The sequence below is a fragment of the Klebsiella grimontii genome, from assembly GCF_900200035.1.
Classification (GTDB): domain Bacteria; phylum Pseudomonadota; class Gammaproteobacteria; order Enterobacterales; family Enterobacteriaceae; genus Klebsiella; species Klebsiella grimontii.
This window is the reverse complement of sequence record NZ_FZTC01000015.1, coordinates 608,393-631,140: the sequence shown is the minus strand read 5'-3', so window position 1 is coordinate 631,140 and position 22,748 is coordinate 608,393. Positions and strand designations below refer to the sequence as shown.

Genomic DNA, 22,748 nt, shown 5'->3' with positions numbered 1-22,748 from the left:
AGCAGCGAATGAAATTACAGAATTCTTTCCGCGACTATACGGCTGAATCCTCGCTGTTCGTGCGCCGGGCGCTGGTCGCTTTTTTGGGGATTTTGCTGCTTACCGGCGTATTGATCGCCAATCTTTATAACGTGCAGATTGTGCGTTACACCGACTATCAAACGCGTTCAAACGAAAACCGCATCAAGCTGGTCCCTATTCCGCCAAGCCGCGGCATTATCTACGATCGCAACGGCACGCCGCTGGCGCTCAACCGCACGATTTACCAGCTGGAAATGATGCCGGAGAAGGTCGACAACGTTCAGCAAACGCTGGATGCGCTGCGCGACGTTATCGATCTCACCGATGACGATGTAGCGAACTTTAAAAAAGAGCGCGCCCGCTCCCACCGCTTTACCTCCATTCCGGTGAAAGTCAATCTCAGCGAAGTACAGGTCGCCCGTTTCGCGGTTAACCAGTACCGTTTTCCCGGCGTAGAAGTCAAAGGCTATAAGCGCCGCTACTATCCCTATAATTCAGCCCTGACCCACGTTATCGGCTACGTCTCCAAAATTAACGATAAAGACGTCGATCGCCTGGATAAAGAGGGAAAGCTGGCTAACTACGCCTCCACGCACGATATCGGCAAGCTGGGGATCGAACGCTATTACGAAGATGTCCTGCACGGGCAGACCGGCTATGAAGAAGTTGAAGTAAACAACCGCGGCCGGGTAATTCGCCAGCTGAAAGAGGTTCCGCCGCAGGCCGGACGCGATATCTATTTAACGCTCGACCTGAAGCTACAGCAGTATATTGAAACGCTGCTGGCCGGCAGCCGCGCGGCGGTCGTGGTCACAGACCCGCGTACCGGCGCCATCCTCGCGCTGGTCTCGACGCCAAGCTACGACCCCAACCTGTTCGTTGATGGTATTTCCAGCAAAGACTACTCCGGGCTGCTTAACGATCCTAATACGCCGTTGGTCAACCGCGCGACCCAGGGCGTTTATCCACCAGCATCAACGGTTAAGCCTTACGTGGCCGTCTCGGCGCTCAGCGCCGGGGTTATTACCCGCAACACCAGCCTGTTTGACCCCGGCTGGTGGCAGCTTCCCGGCTCGGATAAACGCTACCGCGACTGGAAAAAGTGGGGCCACGGCCATCTGAACGTCACTAAAGCGCTGGAAGAGTCGGCCGATACTTACTTCTATCAGGTTGCCTACGATATGGGTATCGATCGCCTGTCGGAGTGGATGGGCAAATTCGGCTATGGCCACTATACCGGCGTTGACCTGGCGGAAGAGCGCTCCGGCAACATGCCGACCCGCGAATGGAAGCTCAAGCGCTTCAAGAAACCCTGGTACCAGGGCGATACCATTCCGGTCGGGATCGGACAGGGCTACTGGACCGCAACGCCTATCCAGATGAACAAGGCGCTGATGATCCTGATTAACGACGGTGTGGTTAAAGTGCCGCACCTGCTGCAGAGCACGGTGGAGGACGGCAAACCGGTGCCGTGGGTTCAGCCCCATGAACCGCCGGTCGGCGATATTCACTCTGGTTTTTGGGAAATCGCCAAAGACGGGATGTTTGGCGTCGCCAACCGCGGCAACGGTACCGCGCATAAATACTTCGCCAGCGCGCCGTATAAAATTGCGGCCAAATCGGGTACCGCTCAGGTCTTCGGCCTGAAAGCCAACGAGACCTATAACGCGCACAGAATCGCTGAACGCCTGCGTGACCATAAACTGATGACGGCGTTTGCCCCTTACAACAACCCCCAGGTTGCCGTGGCCATTATTCTTGAGAACGGCGGCGCAGGTCCGGCAGTCGGTACCATTATGCGTCAGATTCTCGATCATATAATGCTGGGCGATAACAACACCAACCTGCCGAGTGAAAACCCGGCGGTAACGGCTGGGGAGGATCAATAATGACTGATAATCCGAATAAAAAATCGCTATGGGATAAAATCCACCTCGACCCCACCATGCTGCTTATCCTGCTGGCGCTGCTGACCTATAGCGCGCTGGTTATCTGGAGCGCCAGCGGTCAGGACATGGGCATGATGGAGCGTAAAATCGGCCAGATCGCCATGGGGATTGTTATTATGATCGTCATGGCGCAAATTCCGCCGCGGGTCTATGAGGGCTGGGCGCCCTATCTCTATATATTCTGTATTATCCTGCTGGTGGCGGTTGATGCCTTCGGCGCCATCTCTAAAGGGGCGCAGCGCTGGCTGGATCTCGGCATCGTCCGCTTCCAGCCGTCGGAAATCGCCAAAATAGCCGTACCGCTGATGGTGGCGCGCTTTATCAACCGCGACGTTTGCCCGCCATCGCTGAAAAATACCGCTATCGCGCTGGTGCTGATTTTCCTGCCCACGCTGCTGGTCGCCGCGCAGCCGGACCTCGGGACCTCGATTCTGGTCGCCCTGTCCGGTCTATTCGTGCTCTTTCTGTCTGGTCTGAGCTGGCGTCTGATCGGTATCGCCGTGGTGCTGGTCGCCGCCTTTATTCCGATCCTCTGGTTCTTCCTGATGCATGATTATCAGCGCCAGCGCGTAATGATGCTGCTCGACCCGGAAACCGATCCGCTCGGCGCGGGGTACCACATTATTCAGTCAAAAATTGCCATCGGCTCCGGCGGGCTGCGCGGGAAAGGCTGGCTGCATGGAACCCAGTCGCAGCTGGAGTTTCTGCCTGAACGCCATACCGACTTTATCTTTGCCGTACTGGCGGAAGAGCTGGGGCTGATTGGCGTGCTGATCCTGCTGGCGCTCTATATTCTGCTTATCATGCGCGGGTTGTGGATTGCCGCCCAGGCGCAAACCACCTTTGGCCGGGTCATGGCCGGCGGTTTAATGTTGATTTTATTCGTTTATGTCTTCGTAAATATTGGTATGGTAAGTGGTATTTTACCGGTGGTGGGGGTACCTTTGCCGCTGGTCAGCTACGGGGGCTCTGCCCTAATCGTATTGATGGCCGGGTTTGGTATCGTTATGTCGATCCATACTCACAGAAAAATGTTGTCGAAAAGCGTGTAAGGGGTTCGCGATGCGTAAGCAATGGCTGGGGATCTGCATAGCAGCAGGGCTGCTGGCGGCATGTTCGGGTGAAGACGTTCAACAAAAAACGGTCAGCACTCCACAGCCGGCCGTTTGCAATGGCCCGACGGTGGAAATTAGCGGCGCCGATCCGCAGTATGAAACGCCTAACGCAACGGCGAATCAGGATTACGAACGCGATGGCAAAAGCTATAAAATCGTTCAGGATCCCTCTAACTTCACCCAGGCGGGCTTCGCAGCTATCTACGACGCCGAGCCTAACAGCAATCTGACCGCATCGGGTGAAGCGTTTGATCCCACGCAGCTTACCGCAGCCCACCCCACGCTGCCGATCCCAAGCTACGCGCGGATCACCAACCTGGCGAACGGCCGCATGATCGTAGTGCGTATCAACGATCGCGGCCCCTACGGTAACGATCGCGTGATTTCACTGTCGCGCGCCTCAGCCGATCGCCTCAATACCTCGAATAACACCAAAGTGCGCATCGATCCGATCGTCGTCGCGCCGGACGGCTCGCTTTCCGGTCCGGGGATGGCATGTACGACAGTGGCCAAACAGACCTATGCCCTGCCTGCCCGCCCGAATCTTGACGGCGATAACAGCGCGGGGATGAGTCAACCCGCACAAACTGACGTGCACGCCATCAGTAACTCAACCCTGAAGCCGGAAGACACTACCGGCGCTCCGGTTAGCAGCGGCGGTTTCCTCGGCGCGCCGACGCCGCTGAATAACGGCGTGCTGGAAGGCAGCGAGCCTGTCGTGCAAACCGCGCCGGTTACCGCACCAGGCTCAGTACAAGGCAGCGTGGCGCCTGCCGTAGCCGCCACTGCCGCCGTGACGCCTGCCGCAGCGGCCAGCGCCGGCGGAGATTTCGTCGTGCAGGTCGGCGCCGTCAGCGATCAATCGCGCGCCCAGCAGTACCAGCAGCGTCTGAGCCAGCAATTTTCCGTCCCGGGCCGCGTCACGCAAAACGGCGCGGTATGGCGGATTCAGCTCGGCCCATTCAGCAGCAAAGCGCAGGCCAGCACGATCCAGCAGCGTCTGCAAAGCGAAGCTCAGCTGCAGTCATTTATTACTCGCGCCAACTAAAGGCATCGCACCCGCGTCCCCTGCTCGTTGCGCATGACAAAGTCATTAACAAAGTCGTGCGCAATGTCGGATGCTGGTTCGTAGTGCGTTTGTTATAGTAAGGCACTTTTTTAACTCCATCACGGATGCCGTTGTTCAGACCATGAAGACCTCTTTTACCGCTCGTTTACTCGTTACGGCGCTCTCCGTGGCAGCGCTGTCCTCCGCTGCCCGCGCCGATGACCTGAATATCAAAACTATGATCCCAGGCGCCCCGCAGATTGACGCCGAATCCTGGATTCTTATCGATTACAACTCAGGCAAAGTACTGGCAGAAAACAACGCCGACTCCCGCCGTGACCCGGCAAGTCTGACCAAGATGATGACCAGCTATGTGATTGGTCAGGCCATGAAGGCGGGCAAGTTTAAAGAGTCCGATCTGGTCACCGTGGGTAACGACGCATGGGCGACCGGCAACCCGGTCTTTAAAGGCTCCTCGTTGATGTTCCTTAAACCGGGTATGCAAGTGCCGGTTTCCCAGCTGATCCGCGGTATCAACCTGCAGTCCGGCAACGACGCCTGCGTGGCGATGGCCGACTACGTCGCCGGTAGCCAGGATGCCTTCGTCAGCCTGATGAACAACTACGTTAACGCCCTTGGCCTGAAAAACACCCACTTCCAGACCGTTCACGGCCTGGATGCCGATGGTCAGTTCAGCTCCGCGCGCGACATGGCGCTTATTGGCCAGGCGCTGGTGCGCGATGTCCCGAACGAATACACCATCTATAAAGAAAAAGAGTTTACCTTCAACGGTATTCGCCAGCTCAACCGCAACGGACTACTGTGGGACAACAGCCTGAACGTCGACGGGATTAAAACCGGCCATACCGACAAAGCGGGCTATAACCTCGTGGCTTCCGCAACCGAAGGCCAGATGCGCCTGATCTCCGCCGTAATGGGCGGCCGTACTTACAAAGGCCGCGAGTCCGAAAGCAAAAAGCTGCTGACCTGGGGCTTCCGCTTCTTCGAAACCGTTAACCCGATTAAAGCCGGTAAAGAGTTCGCCTCTGAACCCGCCTGGTTCGGCGATAGCGATCGCGCCTCTCTCGGCGTGGATAAAGACGTTTATCTGACTATCCCGCGCGGCCGCATGAAAGATCTGAAGGCCAGCTACGTGCTAAATAACGCCGAGCTGCATGCGCCGCTGCAGAAAAATCAGGTGGTCGGCACGATTAACTTCCAGCTGGATGGCAAAACGATCGATCAGCGCCCTCTGGTCGTACTGCAGGAAATCCCGGAAGGCAATTTCTTCGGCAAAATCATTGATTACATTAAGTTAATGTTCCATCACTGGTTTGGTTAAAAATCGACCACTTGAAAGTGTGATTTACATCCCCATATACTAGATATCCTGATAACTCCCACACGTCGTGGGAGTTATTATTTTTTGTTGTAACACCGGAGCTGACATGAAAACCAAACTTAACGAACTGCTTGAATTCCCTACTCCATTTACTTACAAAGTAATGGGACAGGCGTTGCCGGAGCTGGTTGACCAGGTGGTTGAAGTGGTACAGCGCCATGCACCAGGTGATTACTCTCCGACGGTAAAACCCAGCAGCAAAGGCAACTACCACTCAGTCTCTATTACCATCAATGCAACCCACATTGAGCAGGTAGAAACCCTGTATGAAGAACTGGGCAATATTGAAATCGTACGGATGGTGCTGTAAATCGATTCCCCCGACCCGGCCCTGCGCCGGGTCTTTCTCGCTGTGATATACTCCCCCACTCAAATCATTCTCTCTCTGCGGAGACGTTGTTTTGCAGCACAATAAAATCCTCATCCGCCAGCTCGGCCTGCAACCTTACGAACCTGTCTCGCAGGCAATGCATGAGTTTACCGATAGTCGCGACGATGCCACCCTGGATGAAATCTGGCTGGTGGAGCATCATCCGGTGTTCACGCAGGGTCAGGCCGGAAAGGCTGAACATGTTCTGGTCCCCGGCGAGATACCGGTTATTCAGAGCGATCGCGGCGGACAGGTCACCTATCATGGCCCCGGACAGCAGGTGATGTACGTTCTGCTGAATCTTAAACGCCGCAAGCTAGGCGTGCGTGAGCTGGTGACTCTTTTAGAGCAAACTGTCGTTAACACCCTGGCGGAGTATGGTATTGAATCGCACCCGCGGGCAGACGCGCCCGGCGTCTACGTGGGCGAACAGAAGATCTGCTCTCTGGGTTTGCGCATCCGCAAAGGTTGCTCATTCCACGGTCTGGCGCTGAATATCAACATGGATCTGTCACCATTCCTCAGGATTAACCCATGCGGTTATGCCGGAATGGAGATGACGCAGATGCGCCAGTGGCGGCCTGATGCTCGTACGGATACCGTCGCGCCACGCCTCGCCGCCAATTTGCTGGCTTTACTGAACGATCCGCCGGCGGAATTTATTCAATCCCGCTAGCCATCACGTCCCGTGAGCGCGGGACGTCACATTTTTCCATCAGGCTGGATTAAGTCTTTATTTTTGCAATCAATTATCACTAATAAAATCATTGTGCCCGCTATAATGGTGCTAATCATCACTAGCGGAAATATAGAGTGGACGAAAATAACTCTCAGCCAGAACCAACCGAACGCCTTGACGATCGCCACGATCGACAGATGTTTCGCATTCTGCGTAATATTGATCTCAATTTACTCACTATTTTTGAAGCGGTTTACGTCCATAAAGGTATCGTCAACGCGGCCAAAATACTGAATATCACGCCCTCTGCGATTAGTCAGTCCATCAACAAACTGCGCGCCCTCTTCCCTGACCCGCTTTTTATCCGTAAGGGCCAGGGCGTGACGCCAACGGCTTATGCCTCGCATCTTCATAAGCATATTAGCCAGGGTATGGAAGCATTTCTCAACGCCCTGGATTTAACCGGAAATACCCGTAGCGAGCGGGTGATAACCGTGGCTACCTCGCCGGCCATTGGCGCGTTGATCATGCCGGTTATCACCAGACAGCTGCGGAGCGTCTTTCCCCAGATTTTGCTGCACAATGTCGCCATCACCGACGCGGCCAGCCAGTTAAACCAGCGTCAGGTTGACCTGCTGATTGACAGCTTCCCCCATAGCGGGCAGGCGATTACGCACCATGTGCTGTTTCAGGATAGCGTACATATCTTCTGCCGGGCAGGGCATCCGGCCCTGGCGCTGCCGGCAACCTCAGCAAACCTGAGTCAATATGAATTCGCGCTTCTGCAGCCTGAAGGCCAGCGCTATACGACCATCCTGCGCCACCTGCAGGAGCATCTCGGCGAACGTCGCTATGGGTTCAGCAGCTACAATCTGTTAACTCAGGCAGCCCTGGTCAACGACAGCGATATGCTGGGGCTAATCACGTCCGGAATGTTCTCGCTGGTCGAGAAGATTTGGCCCTTAAAAATGATCGATTTTCCGCCTCTACGGGAAGAAAGAATTGATATTGCGCTGCACTATAACAAGCTCAGCGCGCAGGAGCCCTTGTTGAAAGAGATCGTCGAGACGATTCGCCAGGCTTTTTAGTCGATAAAGCACGTGAGGGAAAAGCATAAAACAACAACTATTTTACAATTTGCCGGCCAGCAGGCTGCTTTATCCCCCGTATCAATGATATACTGCCTGCGTTTAATTCAAAAATAGTTGATAAATGCAACATTTACTTGAATTGATTCGCTTTCCTTCGTCACTCGCAACTGGAACACGCACGCTATGAGTAAACCCATTGTGATGGAACGCGGTGTTAAATACCGCGATGCCGATAAAATGGCCCTTATCCCGGTGAAAAACGTGGCAACTGAGCGTGAAGCTCTGCTCAGAAAACCGGAATGGATGAAAATCAAACTTCCGGCTGACTCGTCCCGTATCCAGGGGATCAAGGCAGCGATGCGTAAGAACGGCCTGCACTCCGTGTGCGAAGAAGCCTCTTGCCCCAACCTCGCGGAATGTTTTAACCACGGAACGGCAACCTTTATGATTCTGGGCGCCATCTGTACCCGCCGTTGCCCGTTCTGCGATGTTGCCCACGGTCGCCCGGTGACGCCGGACGCCAACGAGCCGCAGAAGCTGGCGCAAACCATCGCCGATATGGCGCTGCGCTATGTGGTGGTGACTTCCGTGGATCGTGACGATCTGCGCGATGGCGGCGCTCAGCACTTTGCCGACTGCATCAAAGCGATTCGTGAAAAAAGCCCGACGATTAAAATTGAAACCCTGGTACCGGACTTCCGCGGCCGTATGGATCGTGCGCTGGAAATCCTCCAGGCGACGCCGCCGGACGTGTTTAACCATAACCTGGAAAACGTGCCGCGCCTGTATCGCCAGGTACGCCCGGGCGCCGACTACAACTGGTCGCTGAAGCTGCTGGAACGCTTTAAAGAAGCGCATCCAGAGATCCCGACGAAATCAGGCCTGATGGTTGGTTTAGGCGAAACCAACGCTGAAATCGTTGAAGTGATGCGCGATCTGCGTCGCCACGGCGTCACCATGCTGACGTTAGGCCAGTATTTGCAGCCGAGCCGCCATCACCTGCCGGTACAGCGCTACGTGAGCCCGGATGAGTTCGAAGAGATGAAAGCCGAAGCGATGGCCATGGGCTTTACCCATGCTGCCTGCGGCCCGTTCGTTCGTTCGTCGTATCATGCCGACCTGCAGGCCAAAGGCATGGAAGTGAAGTAACCCCTCCGGCCGCGGCGTAATATTTTTCGCGCTGCGGCCCATCCTGCCGATGCATTCCATTACTCAGTAAAAAACCCGACGCGGTAACAGTTGGTTGCATCTTTTTCGGCGAAACTTCGTGCATATAACATAAAGAGGCCGCAGCGTTAACGCTGCGGCCTCTTTGCCGACGCAGTCTCCCCGTCGGAAGCGAGCCTCCTTCATCAGGAAACTCGTCGCGAATTACTCTTTATGAGAGAGCTTCTGTGCCGGCGCTTCTTCAGCACTGGTCTTCTTCGCACTGTCATCGTCATCGCTCATGGCTTTTTTAAAGCCTTTGATAGCCGAGCCCAGGTCTCCACCCAGCGTGCGTAACTTTTTGGTACCAAACACCAGGATAATCAGCGCTGCGACTACCAGCAGTTTGGTAATACTAATCTCACCCATAGCTAACCTTCTTCTCTAATACAAGCTGCGAATACGCCATCATACACGCATACAATTAACGGCTATTTGACGCGCGGACACAATAGCAATCTGTAACAAGGTGAATCAAGCCTTGTTTAAAAAAACGTCATAATAATTGCGGTGGCGCAAAGCGGCGATTGCGCAACACCGGCAGGCGCTCGCGTACCTGCTGAATATAATCAGCTGAAAGTTCGGCAAAAATCAACTGCGGCCGCTCTCCCGCCCCGGCAAGCGTTGTCCCTAAGGGGTCGATAATACGGCTTTGACCGATATTACGCGTCCCGCACTCTCCTGCGGCGACAATATAGCAGGTTGTATCCAGCGCCCGCGCCGCCAGCAGCGTCGCCCAGTGATGTTCCTTCAGCGGCCCTTTTACCCACGCGGCAGGCAACACTATGAGCTGCGCGCCGCTGAGCGCTAACGACAGGGCCAGCTCAGGGAAACGTATATCGTAGCAGGTCATCAGCCCGACGCGCATCCCATCGACTTCGATCAGCGGCGGAATTTGCCGCCCGGCATCGACCAGCCTGGATTCCTGGATATTGAACGCATCATAGAGATGCAGTTTCTGGTATTGCGCCACAATCTTCCCCTGACGCAGGGCCACCAGCGTATTCGTCGCTCGACCTTCGCCGGAAGGGATATGCAGGGTCAGCACCGTCGTTAACGCGCTGTTTTCGCTCTCCGCCAGCAAGAGCTGTAAGAAGCCGCCATCCAGCTGCTGGGCGGATTTAACCGATAAATCCGCATCGTTATCGTCTCGCGCCAGCAACGCCTCAGGCAGAACCAGAAGCGACGCCCCCCGCTCCGCGGCCTGGCGCATCATGCTGACGCAGGTCTGCGCGTTTCCCGTCCAGTCCGGCGTTACGGCAAATTGTCCGGCAGCAACAAACATCTTTTCTCTTCCATCAGGTTAGTCGTAGCCAGTGAGGTCTTTCGCGCGCTACACTCGAAGTTTAGTCTCGATCAATAAACAGGGAATGACCGTGTTGCAACTCCTTTTGGCTGTGTTTCTTGGCGGCGGCACCGGCAGCGTTTTGCGCTGGTGGCTGGGTATGAAGTTTAACCCCATGCATCATGCTATCCCCATTGGTACGCTCACCGCTAACCTGCTGGGCGCTTTTATTATCGGCGCAGGGCTGGCATGGTTTAATCGCCTGACGGATATCGATCCGATGTGGAAGCTGCTTATCACCACTGGCTTTTGCGGCGGGCTGACCACCTTCTCCACTTTCTCCGCCGAGGTGGTGTTTCTCCTGCAGCAGGGGCGCTTTAGCTGGGCGTTACTCAACGTACTCGTCAACTTATTAGGCTCATTTGCCATGACCGCCGCTGCGTTCTGGCTATTCTCTCATGCCGCCAGCCGCTAACCGCAGGCAAAAAAAAACCCGCCATGAGCGGGTTTTTATATTCTACTGACGCGTTGCTTAGATAGGCATTACGTTTGCAGCAGAAGGGCCTTTGGCACCGTTAGTGATTTCGAACTCTACGCGCTGACCTTCAGCCAGAGTTTTGAAACCGTTGGACTGGATTGCAGAGAAATGTACGAATACATCTTTGCTGCCATCTTCCGGAGTAATGAAACCGAATCCTTTGGACTCATTAAACCACTTAACGTTACCTTTAATCTTAGACATCAAAATTACCTTTATATGAAAAAATCGACACTAATACTGTGTCGGGTATCAGTACACCAATTGTGGTACCTTTTGTCCAGCGCAACTTTGCTAAAAAGTGATAAAAGTCTCTATCTTTTTGTACCTCGTTCCCTTTAGTCTTTGTTTTTCCACAAGACAGTCCGCTTATCTCTTTTATGGCTATCAAAATTCGCATCAAAACTGAATGCGCGCCCAGGCAAAGTAAACGTTACCGTTGTTGTAGGTACCGGGTATATAGGTCATCTGGAACGTTGCCGGGCCGTAACCGATGGAAGCCAGGGGCAGCACGACCGGAATCGGGATATATTTCCAGTTATCACGCGCCGTCACGCCAAGCGTGTAGCCCAGACCAAGGTGGAAATTATCGTCCGCCAGCGGACGCCAGGTCTTCTCCCAGCCATAGCCGCCGATAGGCTCCCATTTGTTATAAGAGTCTTTAAACGCCATCAGATAGATGCCATGCCAGTTCCCTTTATCGTCCCAGCGCGAAACCCCGAAGCCGGCGCCCCACGGGCGTTCGTTATAGCGGTCCGTTTTCTCTTTATCGTAGGCGAAACGGGCATGCCAGGTCACCGCGGGGATATAAAGATCGTAGTGCTCAGGCTCATTCCACGTCTGCGAGACGTTATCGCTTAGCGTATTGTAGCCGTCGCGAAGCGTCGAGCTAAACGATGCGTTAGCGGAGGTGGATGATAGCAGCAGGCCCAGGCATCCAAGAAAAAATCCTATAAATCGACGTCGCATTAACACGTTCTCTTACCAGTATCATTTTTAAAGCGGAGTAAGATAGCAAAGATAAACTTAATACTACCTTAACGGAATTAGGCAAACTCTTGATTTGCCCGGTACAAAAAATCTGAAATCCCCCTCGCCTGACGTTTAACTATGCGGGCCTTGTACCGTCAGAGAGAGATTCTCATCGATTTATTGATTTGCATCAGCGAGTTTCGCCCGTTTTTTAGGCACATTCGCTCACTTAATTTTTCCTTCGCTTTATTTATCAGCAGATTCTTTGGGTTAATGGTTTAGGGGTAAAAGAATGCTTACGCTAGTAGAGATCCTGATTGGGATTGTGGTCATTGTGGGCGTCGCCCGCTACATCATTAAAGGCTATTCCGCCACCGGCGTGCTGTTCGTCGGTGGCTTAGTATTACTCATCGCCAGTGCGCTAATGGGGCATAAGATTTTACCTGGCGACGCAAAGAGCACCGGTTACTCCGCCACCGATATTGTTGAATATATCAAGATACTGCTTATGAGCCGCGGCGGCGACCTCGGCATGATGATCATGATGCTCTGCGGGTTCGCGACCTATATGACGCACATCGGCGCCAATGACATGGTGGTGAAGCTGGCGTCGAAACCGCTGCGCTTCATTAACTCACCCTATCTACTGATGATCGCCGCCTATTTCGTTGCCTGCCTGATGTCGCTGGCCGTCTCCTCGGCAACCGGTCTGGGGGTGCTGCTGATGGCGACGCTGTTCCCGGTCATGGTCAACGTTGGCATCAGCCGCGGTGCCGCCGCCGCTATTTGCGCCTCTCCGGCGGCGATTATTCTGTCCCCGACCTCCGGCGATGTCGTGCTGGCCGCTAAGGCCGCCGAAATGCCGCTGATTGACTTTGCCTTTAAAACCACGCTGCCTATCTCGATTGTCGCCATTATCTGCATGGCGATCGCTCACTTTTTCTGGCAGCGCTACCTGGATAAAAAAGAAAACGTCGCCCATGAAATGCTCGATGTAAACGAGATAACCACCACCGCTCCCGCCTTCTACGCCATTTTGCCGTTTACCCCGATAATCGGAGTACTGATTTTCGACGGCAAATGGGGCCCAGAGCTGCATATCATCACTATCCTTGTTCTCTGCATGCTGCTGGCGGCGGTTCTGGAATTCTGCCGCGGCTTTAACACCAAAAATGTGTTTAACGGCCTGGAGGCGGCGTATCGCGGCATGGCTGACGCGTTTGCCGGAGTGGTGATGCTGCTGGTTGCCGCCGGCGTCTTTGCTCAGGGGCTGAGTACCATTGGCTTTATTAACGGCCTGATCTCCATTGCGACTTCTTTCGGCTCCGCCAGTATTATTCTGATGCTGGTACTGGTCATTCTGACCATGCTGGCGGCGATGACCACAGGCTCTGGTAATGCCCCCTTCTATGCTTTCGTTGAGATGATCCCGAAGCTGGCGCACTCTTCCGGTATCAATCCGGCTTATCTTTCGATTCCGATGCTGCAGGCGTCTAACCTTGGCCGAACCATTTCGCCGGTATCCGGCGTGGTGGTCGCCGTCGCCGGGATGGCAAAAATTTCGCCGTTTGAGGTGGTAAAACGGACCTCTGTCCCTGTTCTGGTGGGTTTGTTAGTGGTGATTATCGCCACCGAAGTGCTGGTTCCCGGCAGCGCAATCCGCTAACGGTGAAACCCTGTGAAAAGGCGCCTGTTGGCGCCTTTTTTATGCTTTAATAACGCAATGTTATCAATGACCATTCGTCATCAGGAATAAAAATGTTCAGGAAGGATTTCGTCGCCATTGCCCTTTTGCTTAGCGCCGCCCAGGTCAGCGCGGATCCGCTGATCGCCACGCAATACGGTGATTTTGACCGCTACGTGCTGGCTCTCTCCTGGCAAACGGGGTTCTGCCAAAGTATGCAAGACCGAAACCGCGGCGAGCCGGAAGAGTGTCGCCTGCAGCAGGAACTCAGCAATAAAGCCGATTTCCTCACCGTTCACGGCCTGTGGCCGAGCCTGCCAAAATCCATTGCCGCGCGCGGAGTGGACGAGCGCCGCTGGATGCGTTTTGGCTGCGCGACCCGCCCTGTTCCCAACATGCCTGAAGCGAAAGCCGGGCAAAAATGTCGGGCGGCGGAAACCGGTCTATCGCTGGAAATGGCAAATAAACTTAACGGCGTCATGCCGGGTTCGGGCGGCAACTCATGCCTTGAACGTTATGAATACGCCAAGCATGGCGTTTGCTTTGGGTTTGATCCTGACAACTATTTCGGCGCCATGGTGCGCCTGAACGGCGAAATTAAGCAAGGGCCTCTTGGCGCTTTCCTGGCCAAACATTACGGGCAAACCGTTAGCCGGGATGACTTCAACGCCGCGGTCGCTCAGGCCTATGGAAAACAGAACGTTAAGGCGTTCAAGTTGACCTGCAACGGCAACCCCGCCTATCTGACAGAGATGCAAATCTCCATCAAAGCCGCGGCCATCAATGCCCCGTTATCCGCTAACTCACTCTTACCCCAGCCCCATCCGGGAAACTGCGGTAAGCAATTTCTGCTGGATAAAGCCGGCTAGGTTTTATACGACTTAGCTATCGTTCGTTAATGAATGTGCGTTTAATCACTTCAAACCACCAGCAAGTCTCAGTATGATGAGAGGACATTAACCCTTGCCATTTTCGGTGAGGGTTTTCTTTTACGGACAGGTTCCTGGATAACATGGAGTATGAGATGACCAGACCCGCAATCATCATTAATGAACTTGACGCAGAGCGCATTGACAGGCTGCTGGAACAGCCGGCTTTCGCCAACTCGCCGGTCGCGGACGCGCTAAATGACGAGCTTGACCGCGCGCAAATGCTGGCCCCTGAAGCCATGCCGCATGATGTTGTCAGCATGAATAGCCAGGTCAGGTTTCGCGATTTAACAACCGGCGAAGAGCGCATCCGCACCCTGGTTTTCCCGGCCCAGGTAACGGATAGCGCCACTCAGCTATCGGTTATGGCCCCGGTTGGCGCCGCCCTGCTGGGATTAAAAGTCGGCAGCGCGATCCACTGGGAATTACCGGGCGGCACCTCAACGCACCTTGAAGTGCTGGAACTGCTCTATCAGCCGGAAGCCGCTGGCGATTTCCACCGTTAACCCCCTTCCTGCCTGAGGCGTTTCACGCTTTATCCAGAGGATGTATCTACATCCTCTTTCTGAGCTTTTCACTCTTCACTTCTCATTTGACAAACTTTTACGCCGCACTCCAGCCGATCTGACAATTTTGCGACCTGAATGGCACAATACTTTCCTATAATGTGTTGATATAAAAGCAGACGAACAAGGAGGAATGCATATGTATAAAACAATCATTATGCCCGTTGATGTCTTTGAAATGGAGTTAAGCGATAAAGCCGTTCGCCATGCCGAGTTTTTAGCCCAGCAGGACGGGGTTATCCATCTTCTCCACGTACTACCCGGCTCATCAAGCTTCACGATGAGTCGTTTTACCGCCGACCTGCGCCGCTTTGAAGAGCACTTGCAGCACGAAGCAGAAACGCGCCTGAAAACGATGGCCGGACATTTCAGCATTGACCCGTCGCGAATCAAAATGCACGTCCGCTTTGGCAACGTGCGCGATATGGTCAATGAACTGGCCAATGAAATAAAAGCCGATGTGGTCGTGATTGGCTCCCGCAATCCTTCCATCAGCACGCACCTGCTGGGCTCCAACGCCTCAAGCGTGATTCGTCATGCCCATATTCCGGTGATGGTGGTCAGATAACTCCAGCGAGCTAAAAAAAAGAGGCTACCCAAGGGTAGCCTCTTTACTGTGCAGGTTGAGTCTTACTTTATTATGAATTATGCAGTTTTAGTGCGAATCAGGTAATCGAACGAGCTCAGCGACGCCTTCGCACCTTCGCCGGTGGCGATAATGATCTGTTTATACGGAACGGTCGTGCAGTCGCCGGCGGCGAAAACGCCCTTCACGTTGGTTTCACATTTCGCATCAATGATGATTTCACCCATGCGGTTGCGCTCAATCGCACCTTCCAGCCAGGTGGTATTCGGCAGCAGACCTATCTGAACGAAGATCCCCGCCAGCGCCACGTGGTGTTCATCGCCGCTCACCCGGTCGCGGTACTGCAGGCCGGTGACTTTGCTGCCGTCGCCCACCACTTCTGTGGTCTGCGCGTTAAGGATGATATCGACGTTTTTCAGGCTACGCACTTTATCCTGCAGAACCTGGTCGGCCTTCATTTCCGGCGCGAACTCCAGCAGAGTAACATGCTCAACAACGCCTGCCAGATCGATTGCCGCTTCCACACCGGAGTTACCGCCGCCGATCACCGCCACGCGCTTGCCTTTAAACAACGGGCCGTCGCAGTGCGGGCAGTAGGTTACGCCCTTGGTACGATACTGATCCTCACCCGGCACGTTCATGTTACGCCATTTCGCGCCGGTGGCAATGATCACGCTGCGCGCTTTCAGCACCGCGCCGGAGGCGGTTTCAATCTGATGCAGACCGCCTTCAACCGCCGCAGGGATCAGTTTTGAAGCGCTCTGGGAATCGATAACATCAACATCGTATTCGCTAACGTGCGCTTTTAATGCGCCAGCCAGTTTCTGGCCTTCCGTTTTAGGTACTGAGATATAGTTTTCGATATCCACGGTATCCAGCACCTGGCCGCCAAAACGCTCGCCCATCAGGCCGGTACGAATGCCTTTGCGCGCGGAGTAAACGGCTGCAGCTGCGCCGGACGGGCCGGAACCGACGATTAAGACATCGTAGGCTTCACGTTTATTCAGCTCTTCCGCCGCACGTTTTTCCGCACCGGTATCCACTTTAGCCACGATTTCAGTCAGCGTCATGCGGCCCTGACCAAATTCCTTACCGTTCATAAATACCGCCGGTACGCCCATCACGTTGCGTTCGGTGATTTCATTTTGATACGTTCCGCCGTCAATCGCCGTGTGCTTGATGCGCGGGTTCAGTACCGCCATCAGGTTCAGCGCCTGAACCACATCCGGGCAGTTATGGCATGAAAGCGAATAGTAGGTTTCGAATTCAAAATCGCCGTCGATATTGCGGATCTGCTCCAGCAGGGTCTGGGCTTCTTTTGACGGATGACCGCCGGTCCACAGCAGAGCCAGAACCAAAGAGGTGAATTCATGTCCCAGCGGAGAGCCAGCAAAGCGCGGCCCCTGGCTGGAGCCGGGGTTGGTAATCAGGAATGACGGCTTACGCACCGCCAGGCCGTTATCTTCTTTGAAGGTGACTTTATCTGAGAGTTCAGCAATTTCAGCCAGCAGTTCCCTGATTTCTGCCGATTTAGCGCCGTCATCCAGCGTGGCAATCAGCTCAACAGGTTTAGTCAGCTTCTCAAGATAAGCCTTGAGCTGGGTTTTCATGTTGGTGTCGAGCATTTTTATCTCCTGGGCTTAAAACATCATCATGCAAGCGGCCTTGTCCAGGCAGCCTGAATACGCTTGCATCATGATGTTGGAATAAAACGGGCGCCGGTGCGCCCATGACTGAAATAATTTCCAAAGTATTTCGCGTCAGAGCAAGGCGGCGAGCCTGAGAATCCCCGGGAGCTTACTGAAGTAAGCTCCCGGGGTGAGCAGGCGACGCCAACGCAGCTATGGCGTGAAAGACGATGGAAATTTAGATTTTGCCGACCAGGTCCAGGGATGGAGCCAGAGTCGCTTCGCCTTCTTTCCACTTAGCCGGGCAAACTTCGCCTGGGTGAGAAGCTACGTACTGAGCTGCTTTGATTTTGCGCAGCAGGTCAGACGCGTCGCGGCCGATACCTTCAGCGGTAACTTCGATAGCCTGGATAACACCCTGCGGGTCAACAACGAAGGTGGCGCGATCTGCCAGACCTTCATCTTCACGCATGTTGTCGAAGTTACGGGTCAGGGCGCCAGTCGGGTCGCCGATCATCGCGTATTTGATTTTGGCGATGGTTTCAGAGCTGCTGTGCCACGCTTTGTGGGTGAAGTGGGTGTCGGTAGAGACGGAGTACACGTCTACGCCCAGCTTCTGCAGTTCTTCGTAATGGTCTGCGACGTCGCCCAGTTCGGTCGGGCAAACGAAAGTGAAGTCAGCCGGGTAGAAGAAGAAGACGCTCCAGCGGCCTTCGGTATCTTTCTCGGTTACTTCGATGAATTCACCGTTTTTGAACGCCTGGTTTTTGAAAGGTTTGATTTTGGTATTAATTAAGGACATCTATACTTCCTCCGTGTTTTCGTTGAGGTCTAAGTTAACGAATTTTTCCTGACTCGACCAATGCGTTTGCATTATCGAATCAATAAGCGTTATCTAACAACCGGAACAAGACAACTTTGTGAACCTGTCAACGCGATGGCAAACTTCTGCCGCGTTTCGCATGATATGCGCTGAAAAGTAAAAAGGCCGCCCTCGCAGGCGGCCCCGTTACCTGAAACACCCGCAGGTAGGTTCAGCGCCAGTAGCTGGCAATGTGTTGCGCTCTACACCTTAATGTAACAGCTCAGCGATTACATCACCCGCTGAACGAAAGGGCAATCCATGCGTCTTCAGGTCTTACCTATGGCTGTAATAGGTTTTACCGCAGCCCTGGCTTTTATCATTGATTTTACAGGTCTTCACTAAATTGCCCCCTGTTCATACGGATCTGAATCCCCGGCTTCCGCGATGAGCTTCCTCCCGGCCGGCACATAGGAAGCGCCTTAATGACCCTCATCGGTTGATAAACGATACCGGCGTCAACGTCATAACGGTAATTGACCCTATGATAACGAAAATAGGCTTCAACACGCGATTAGGCCGCAGATAAAGAAAAACTACAGATTATGAAGGAGGTAAAGTCAGACTTCATAAACGCCCTTCAGCCTTAGGCGTTGCGGTAAACAAAAGGATCTGGCGGAATGTACGACGGTGGTATATATTTAGATAAACTTAATGACGACGCGAGTAATAAATAATAAGAAACAAATATTCACCCAGCAAATATGATGCGACCATATAATAATCTATTTTTCTTACCGCCAGCTTAACAGGACGTTGAAAATGGCTAATCTTTACGATCTCAAGAAATTCGATCTGAACCTACTCGTTATTTTTGAATGTATTTACCAGCACTTAAGCATCAGTAAAGCGGCGGAAACGCTATTTATTACCCCCTCTGCCGTCAGTCAATCTCTCCAGCGTCTACGTAACCAGCTCAATGACCCGCTATTCGTTCGTTCAGGTAAAGGGATAACGCCGACTACGGTAGGCGTTAATCTGCATCATCATCTTGAAAAAAATCTAAATCAATTAGAACAAACTATTTATCTGACCAATCGTTCTGAATTAAAGAAACGTCTTGTGGTTTATGCCCCGCAGCTTTTTATTACCCCTAAAACAACCAATTTGCTTCATATGTTATTAAATGATTCAAACCTGTACGTTGAGCATCACGATCTGCTGGCATCAGGAGAGTCGGTAGAAAGCTTGTTATCCTACCGTAAAGCCGACCTGGTATTCAGCACTCTGCCGCTGTCATCGCGAGCCACCGTCTGTAAACGCATCCAGGAAATGGACATTTCGCTGGTGTGTAATGAAAACCATCCCAGGCTGGCATCACTGACCACGACGAAGGCCATACTGCAGGAACGATTTACTTATTACCTGTCTAACGATCAGGGAACTAAATCCTTTCAGAACCAGGCTGCCGGCATTCTTGCTGATAGAAAAATCGCTTTCAGTAGCGATTCATACACTGCCATACTTAATGTTATTCAACAAACTGATTTAATCGGTTTTGTGCCGACCTGTATTTTAGAATACATTAGCTTTCAAAATAAGTTTAAAATTATAGAGGCGCCGTTTAAGATCCCCGCCATCAACATTTACATGATTTACAACCGGGTAAATATAGACGATCCAAAGTTTGCAAAATTTATCGATGACTTCGAAAGAAATAACGCCATCGAATAATTAAAATAATTTCATTAAATTGATGAATAATAACCAACCTCTTGATTACAAAAAGAGTATGATATAAGTAAAAAGTATCTTTCGCATTAAAGGAATAATGGCTGTGTCTTTTATAAAACTTCCATTACCAGAGTCCGTTCTGCAGGCTAGCCAGCAAAGAATAGAGTGGGTAATGGAAAACTTCTCCCGTATTTGCGTCTCTTTTTCTGGCGGTAAAGATTCAACAACCATGCTGCATCTCACGGCGCAGCATGCCCGCCATACAGGCAAAAAGATTTGCGTCCTGTTTGTTGATTGGGAAGCGCAGTTTTCCTGCACCATTGCGCATTGCGAAAGGATGCGCGAAGAGTATCGCGACGTTATTGAGCAATTTTTCTGGGTGGCGTTGCCCCTCACCACGCAAAACTCGCTGACCCAATATAACCCCGAATGGCAGTGCTGGGAACCCGGTGCGAACTGGGTGCGCCAACCGCCGAAAGATGCGATTACCGATCCCGGCTATTTCCCGTTTTATCAATCGGGTATGAGCTTTGAAACGTTCGTCCGCGAATTTGCCGATTGGTTTTCGCAAAACCGTCCCGCGGCGGTTATGGTCGGCATCCGCGCCGATGAATCGCTTAATCGGTTTATCGCCATCTCCTCGCAGCGTAAGCTTCGCTTTGCCGACGATAAACCCTGGACCACCTCAGCGCCGGGCGGTCACGCGTGGTACATCTATCCTATCTACGACTGGAAAACCGCCGATATCTGGACCTGGTTTGGTAAAAGCGGCCTGTCCTATAACCCGCTCTATAACTTGATGTATCAGGCGGGCGTTCCGCTGCGCTATATGCGTATTTGCGAACCCTTTGGCCCGGAACAGCGCCAGGGGCTGTGGCTCTACCATGTGCTGGAGCCTGAACGCTGGGCTGCCATGTGCCAGCGCGTCAGCGGCGTCCACTGCGGCGGGGTCTATGCCGGTCACGATAATCAGTTCTACGGTCATCGGAAGCTGGATAAGCCGGAGCACCACACGTGGAAAAGCTATGCCCTGTTCTTGCTCGATAGCATGCCGGAGAAAACGGCGGAACACTATCGCAATAAAATCGCTGTTTATCTGCACTGGTACCAGAAGCGGGGAATGGCGGATATTCCGGATACCCAACCGGCGGATATTGGCTCCAAAGATATCCCCTCATGGCGGCGCATCTGCAAAGTTCTCCTGAACAATGATTACTGGTGCCGCCAGCTCTCTTTTAGTCCGACCAAATCTCATCAATATAAACGCTATCGCGAGCGTATGAATAAGAAGCGCCAGCAATGGGGAATACTATGCAACGACAATTAATCCAGGCTATTGAACGCTATCTGCAATCGCTGGAAGATGAAGAGGAAAAGATTACTGCGCTTAACGCCTTCCGCCAGACTCTGCATAAATATAGCCCCTTCAAATCACAACCGGTTGATTGCGTACTGTGGGTCAAACAGGAAAACGTTTTGCCTAATGATTACAACCCAAATAACCTTGCGCCGCCAGAAAAGCGCCTGTTGTTCACCTCGCTGGAAACGGACGGCTTCACGCAACCCGTGGTGGTGTTGAAACAGGAGCATGAGCGCTACGCCATTATCGATGGTTTTCATCGCCATGAGCTGGCCAGCGGCAAAGCGGCGCTGAAAAAACGGCTGAAAGGCTATCTGCCCATCGCCTGCCTGGACAATAACGGCGCTAAGCGTGATTCTCTGATGGCCGCGACCATTCGCCACAACCGGGCGCGGGGGCGGCATCAGATTCATGCGATGTCGGAAATTGTCCAGGAACTGACGCATCTCGGCTGGTCCGACGCTAAAATCGGCAAAGAGTTAGGTATGGATTCAGACGAAGTATTGCGCCTGAAGCAAATCAACGGTCTGGTGGAGATGTTCGGCGACCGTCAATTTTCTCAGGCGTGGACCGTTAAATAACTACAGACGACACAAACGTTCCGCCGCAGCCAGCAGCGTTGCTGGCTGTTTGGCAAAGCACAGGCGTATCAGCTTATGCGGGAACGGATCGGCGCAAAACACCGACAGCGGGATCGCCGCGACGCCGATTTCAGTGGTTAACCAGCGGCAGAAGCTGACATCATCCAGATCCGAGACGGCGCTATAGTCCGCCAGCAGGAAGTAGGTCCCTTCGCAGGGCAAAATTTCCAGGCGGCTGGAACGCAGCGCATCAATAAACAGATCCCGCCGCTCGCGGTAAAACGCCGGAAGCTGCCGGTAATGCTCCGGTTCGCGACGCAGCATATCGGCAATCGCCAGCTGCGCGGGCGTATTGACGGCAAAAGTCAGATACTGATGCACTTTCCGCAGCTCGGCGCTAATGGCGGCAGGCGCCACGCAGTAGCCGACCTTCCAGCCGGTCATATGAAAGGTTTTGCCAAATGAAGAAACCGCTACCGCCCGTTCGCGCAGCTGCGGATGCGCCAGCACGCTGGAATGGCCTTCGGCGGCAAAGCAGATATGTTCATAAACTTCATCGCTAAGCACGTAGATTTCACGATCGGCAATCGCCTGCCATAGCGCGGAAAAATCTTCACGCAGCCACACCGTTGCTGACGGGTTGTGCGGCGTATTGAGGATAACCAGTCGGGTTTTGTCGCTGAGGCTCGCGGCGAACTGCTGCCAGTCAACGCGAAAATGTGGCGGCTGGAGGGCAATACGCTTCAGCACGCCGCCCGACAGCTCAATCGCCGGGGCATAGCTATCGTAGCTTGGGTCAAAGCAGATAACCTCGTCGCCGGCGCGCACCAGGGCGGTAATCGCCGCATACAGCGCTTCCGTCGCTCCGGCGGTCACGGTCACGTCGCTGTTGGCATCGGGACGGTAGCCGTACAGCTCTTCGGTTTTATCGACGATGGCTTCGCGCAGCGCGGCCACGCCGGTCATCGGCGCATACTGATTGGCCCCCTGCGCCACATGATATGCCAGTCGCTCCTGCAGATAGCGTGGGCCGTCGAAATCCGGAAACCCCTGCGACAGGTTAATCGCCTGATGCTGCTGGGCCAGGGCGCTCATTTGGCTAAAAATGGTCGTGCCCAGTGAGGGGAGTTTACTCTCAGGAATCAGTGGCTTATTGCTCATTCTTTTTGTACCGTTTGTGATGCTGTTGTTGAAGCCACTAT

At 53.4% G+C, this 22,748-nt stretch carries 23 protein-coding genes; 16 read left to right on the top strand and 7 right to left on the bottom strand.

All coding sequences use genetic code 11. The annotated features are described in order from the left end of the window. The first annotated feature begins 8 nt into the window (after window positions 1-8). The 8 genes from mrdA to lipA all read left to right on the top strand — a co-directional run bounded on the left by mrdA (window position 9) and on the right by lipA (window position 8,824). Complete coding sequence (gene mrdA / locus KOSB73_RS10705; protein ID WP_004130417.1) at window positions 9-1,910, top strand: peptidoglycan DD-transpeptidase MrdA; 1,902 nt, start codon at window positions 9-11, stop codon at window positions 1,908-1,910. Then, a complete protein-coding gene (mrdB, locus tag KOSB73_RS10700; RefSeq protein WP_004100156.1) occupies window positions 1,910-3,022 on the top strand; it encodes a peptidoglycan glycosyltransferase MrdB in 1,113 nt (370 codons plus the stop codon). The genes mrdA and mrdB overlap by 1 nt, the downstream gene beginning before the upstream one ends. A gap of 10 nt (window positions 3,023-3,032) precedes the next feature. Next, complete coding sequence (gene rlpA / locus KOSB73_RS10695; protein ID WP_004134184.1) at window positions 3,033-4,133, top strand: endolytic peptidoglycan transglycosylase RlpA; 1,101 nt, start codon at window positions 3,033-3,035, stop codon at window positions 4,131-4,133. A 142-nt stretch (window positions 4,134-4,275) separates the two neighbouring features. Beyond that, entirely contained in the window at window positions 4,276-5,475 is a 1,200-nt protein-coding gene (dacA, locus tag KOSB73_RS10690; RefSeq protein ID WP_004134186.1) for a D-alanyl-D-alanine carboxypeptidase DacA, read from the top strand. A gap of 106 nt (window positions 5,476-5,581) precedes the next feature. After that, complete coding sequence (gene ybeD, locus KOSB73_RS10685; protein WP_004100153.1) at window positions 5,582-5,845, top strand: DUF493 family protein YbeD; 264 nt, start codon at window positions 5,582-5,584, stop codon at window positions 5,843-5,845. A gap of 91 nt (window positions 5,846-5,936) precedes the next feature. Further along, window positions 5,937-6,581 carry a lipoyl(octanoyl) transferase LipB gene (lipB, locus tag KOSB73_RS10680; RefSeq protein ID WP_024358813.1) on the top strand — a complete coding sequence of 215 codons (645 nt, stop codon included), beginning with the start codon at window positions 5,937-5,939 and terminating at the stop codon, window positions 6,579-6,581. 137 nt (window positions 6,582-6,718) lie between these two features. Further along, window positions 6,719-7,672 (top strand): YbeF family transcriptional regulator, encoded by a 954-nt coding sequence (locus tag KOSB73_RS10675; RefSeq protein ID WP_004134190.1) that lies wholly within the window; start codon window positions 6,719-6,721, stop codon window positions 7,670-7,672. Between the two features lie 186 nt (window positions 7,673-7,858). After that, window positions 7,859-8,824 carry a lipoyl synthase gene (lipA, locus tag KOSB73_RS10670; protein ID WP_004130412.1) on the top strand — a complete coding sequence of 322 codons (966 nt, stop codon included), beginning with the start codon at window positions 7,859-7,861 and terminating at the stop codon, window positions 8,822-8,824. Between the two features lie 222 nt (window positions 8,825-9,046). Here lipA and tatE read toward each other — a convergent pair whose 3' ends face one another. Together tatE and KOSB73_RS10660 are read right to left on the bottom strand one after the other, a co-directional pair. Beyond that, window positions 9,047-9,250 (bottom strand): twin-arginine translocase subunit TatE, encoded by a 204-nt coding sequence (tatE, locus tag KOSB73_RS10665; RefSeq protein WP_004100149.1) that lies wholly within the window; start codon window positions 9,248-9,250, stop codon window positions 9,047-9,049. A gap of 127 nt (window positions 9,251-9,377) precedes the next feature. Then, the gene (locus KOSB73_RS10660) at window positions 9,378-10,166 is read right to left on the bottom strand and encodes a deaminated glutathione amidase (RefSeq protein WP_098140504.1); all 789 of its coding nucleotides are present in this window, start codon (window positions 10,164-10,166) and stop codon (window positions 9,378-9,380) included. Between the two features lie 91 nt (window positions 10,167-10,257). Between KOSB73_RS10660 and crcB the strand changes: the two genes are divergently transcribed. Further along, the gene (gene crcB, locus KOSB73_RS10655) at window positions 10,258-10,641 is read left to right on the top strand and encodes a fluoride efflux transporter CrcB (RefSeq protein WP_024358815.1); all 384 of its coding nucleotides are present in this window, start codon (window positions 10,258-10,260) and stop codon (window positions 10,639-10,641) included. A gap of 57 nt (window positions 10,642-10,698) precedes the next feature. Here crcB and cspE read toward each other — a convergent pair whose 3' ends face one another. Together cspE and pagP are read right to left on the bottom strand one after the other, a co-directional pair. Next, window positions 10,699-10,908, bottom strand: a complete 210-nt coding sequence (gene cspE / locus KOSB73_RS10650) for a transcription antiterminator/RNA stability regulator CspE (RefSeq protein WP_004100146.1) — start codon at window positions 10,906-10,908, stop codon at window positions 10,699-10,701. A 195-nt stretch (window positions 10,909-11,103) separates the two neighbouring features. Continuing rightward, window positions 11,104-11,679: a lipid IV(A) palmitoyltransferase PagP gene (gene pagP / locus KOSB73_RS10645; protein ID WP_162685303.1), complete on the bottom strand. Its 576-nt coding sequence runs from the start codon at window positions 11,677-11,679 to the stop codon at window positions 11,104-11,106. Window positions 11,680-11,968: 289 nt separating this feature from the next. On the opposite strand from pagP, the gene dcuC reads away from it, so the two are divergent. The 4 genes from dcuC (at window position 11,969) to uspG (ending at window position 15,423) form a co-directional block, all read left to right on the top strand. Beyond that, complete coding sequence (gene dcuC, locus KOSB73_RS10635) at window positions 11,969-13,342, top strand: anaerobic C4-dicarboxylate transporter DcuC (protein ID WP_024358817.1); 1,374 nt, start codon at window positions 11,969-11,971, stop codon at window positions 13,340-13,342. A gap of 92 nt (window positions 13,343-13,434) precedes the next feature. Beyond that, window positions 13,435-14,229 (top strand): ribonuclease I, encoded by a 795-nt coding sequence (rna, locus tag KOSB73_RS10630; RefSeq protein WP_024358818.1) that lies wholly within the window; start codon window positions 13,435-13,437, stop codon window positions 14,227-14,229. 155 nt (window positions 14,230-14,384) lie between these two features. Next, window positions 14,385-14,795 carry a nucleoside diphosphate kinase regulator gene (gene rnk, locus KOSB73_RS10625; protein ID WP_004111326.1) on the top strand — a complete coding sequence of 137 codons (411 nt, stop codon included), beginning with the start codon at window positions 14,385-14,387 and terminating at the stop codon, window positions 14,793-14,795. 199 nt (window positions 14,796-14,994) lie between these two features. Then, complete coding sequence (gene uspG / locus KOSB73_RS10620; RefSeq protein ID WP_004100140.1) at window positions 14,995-15,423, top strand: universal stress protein UspG; 429 nt, start codon at window positions 14,995-14,997, stop codon at window positions 15,421-15,423. 77 nt (window positions 15,424-15,500) lie between these two features. Here the strand turns inward: uspG and ahpF are convergent, their stop codons facing one another. After that, window positions 15,501-17,066, bottom strand: coding sequence for an alkyl hydroperoxide reductase subunit F (gene ahpF / locus KOSB73_RS10615; protein WP_004135389.1), 1,566 nt, complete (start codon window positions 17,064-17,066; stop codon window positions 15,501-15,503). A 241-nt stretch (window positions 17,067-17,307) separates the two neighbouring features. Beyond that, complete coding sequence (ahpC, locus tag KOSB73_RS10610) at window positions 17,308-17,871, bottom strand: alkyl hydroperoxide reductase subunit C (protein ID WP_004130404.1); 564 nt, start codon at window positions 17,869-17,871, stop codon at window positions 17,308-17,310. A gap of 822 nt (window positions 17,872-18,693) precedes the next feature. Here ahpC and citR point away from each other — a divergent pair. From citR to KOSB73_RS10595, 3 genes are all read left to right on the top strand, one after another. Then, complete coding sequence (gene citR, locus KOSB73_RS10605) at window positions 18,694-19,605, top strand: DNA-binding transcriptional repressor CitR (protein ID WP_049130972.1); 912 nt, start codon at window positions 18,694-18,696, stop codon at window positions 19,603-19,605. 103 nt (window positions 19,606-19,708) lie between these two features. Further along, window positions 19,709-20,932 (top strand): phosphoadenosine phosphosulfate reductase, encoded by a 1,224-nt coding sequence (locus KOSB73_RS10600; protein WP_024358821.1) that lies wholly within the window; start codon window positions 19,709-19,711, stop codon window positions 20,930-20,932. Beyond that, window positions 20,917-21,546 (top strand): IbrB-like domain-containing protein, encoded by a 630-nt coding sequence (locus KOSB73_RS10595; protein ID WP_049130973.1) that lies wholly within the window; start codon window positions 20,917-20,919, stop codon window positions 21,544-21,546. Before KOSB73_RS10600 ends, KOSB73_RS10595 begins: the two co-directional genes overlap by 16 nt. On the opposite strand, the gene KOSB73_RS10590 is transcribed toward KOSB73_RS10595, so the two are convergent. Beyond that, entirely contained in the window at window positions 21,547-22,692 is a 1,146-nt protein-coding gene (locus KOSB73_RS10590; RefSeq protein ID WP_165775001.1) for a pyridoxal phosphate-dependent aminotransferase, read from the bottom strand. It abuts the gene before it with no gap. Between the last annotated feature and the right edge of the window lie 56 nt (window positions 22,693-22,748).

What these genes read in the sequence shown, in the direction of transcription:
- mrdA (WP_004130417.1), top strand. Translation starts at nt 9, where the DNA reads ATGAAATTACAGAATTCTTTCCGCGACTATACGGCTGAATCCTCGCTG.
- mrdB (WP_004100156.1), top strand. Translation starts at nt 1,910, where the DNA reads ATGACTGATAATCCGAATAAAAAATCGCTATGGGATAAAATCCACCTC.
- rlpA (WP_004134184.1), top strand. Translation starts at nt 3,033, where the DNA reads ATGCGTAAGCAATGGCTGGGGATCTGCATAGCAGCAGGGCTGCTGGCG.
- dacA (WP_004134186.1), top strand. Translation starts at nt 4,276, where the DNA reads ATGAAGACCTCTTTTACCGCTCGTTTACTCGTTACGGCGCTCTCCGTG.
- ybeD (WP_004100153.1), top strand. Translation starts at nt 5,582, where the DNA reads ATGAAAACCAAACTTAACGAACTGCTTGAATTCCCTACTCCATTTACT.
- lipA (WP_004130412.1), top strand. Translation starts at nt 7,859, where the DNA reads ATGAGTAAACCCATTGTGATGGAACGCGGTGTTAAATACCGCGATGCC.
- tatE (WP_004100149.1), bottom strand. Translation starts at nt 9,250, where the DNA reads ATGGGTGAGATTAGTATTACCAAACTGCTGGTAGTCGCAGCGCTGATT.
- KOSB73_RS10660 (WP_098140504.1), bottom strand. Translation starts at nt 10,166, where the DNA reads ATGTTTGTTGCTGCCGGACAATTTGCCGTAACGCCGGACTGGACGGGA.
- cspE (WP_004100146.1), bottom strand. Translation starts at nt 10,908, where the DNA reads ATGTCTAAGATTAAAGGTAACGTTAAGTGGTTTAATGAGTCCAAAGGA.
- dcuC (WP_024358817.1), top strand. Translation starts at nt 11,969, where the DNA reads ATGCTTACGCTAGTAGAGATCCTGATTGGGATTGTGGTCATTGTGGGC.
- rna (WP_024358818.1), top strand. Translation starts at nt 13,435, where the DNA reads ATGTTCAGGAAGGATTTCGTCGCCATTGCCCTTTTGCTTAGCGCCGCC.
- rnk (WP_004111326.1), top strand. Translation starts at nt 14,385, where the DNA reads ATGACCAGACCCGCAATCATCATTAATGAACTTGACGCAGAGCGCATT.
- uspG (WP_004100140.1), top strand. Translation starts at nt 14,995, where the DNA reads ATGTATAAAACAATCATTATGCCCGTTGATGTCTTTGAAATGGAGTTA.
- ahpF (WP_004135389.1), bottom strand. Translation starts at nt 17,066, where the DNA reads ATGCTCGACACCAACATGAAAACCCAGCTCAAGGCTTATCTTGAGAAG.
- ahpC (WP_004130404.1), bottom strand. Translation starts at nt 17,871, where the DNA reads ATGTCCTTAATTAATACCAAAATCAAACCTTTCAAAAACCAGGCGTTC.
- citR (WP_049130972.1), top strand. Translation starts at nt 18,694, where the DNA reads ATGGCTAATCTTTACGATCTCAAGAAATTCGATCTGAACCTACTCGTT.
- KOSB73_RS10595 (WP_049130973.1), top strand. Translation starts at nt 20,917, where the DNA reads ATGCAACGACAATTAATCCAGGCTATTGAACGCTATCTGCAATCGCTG.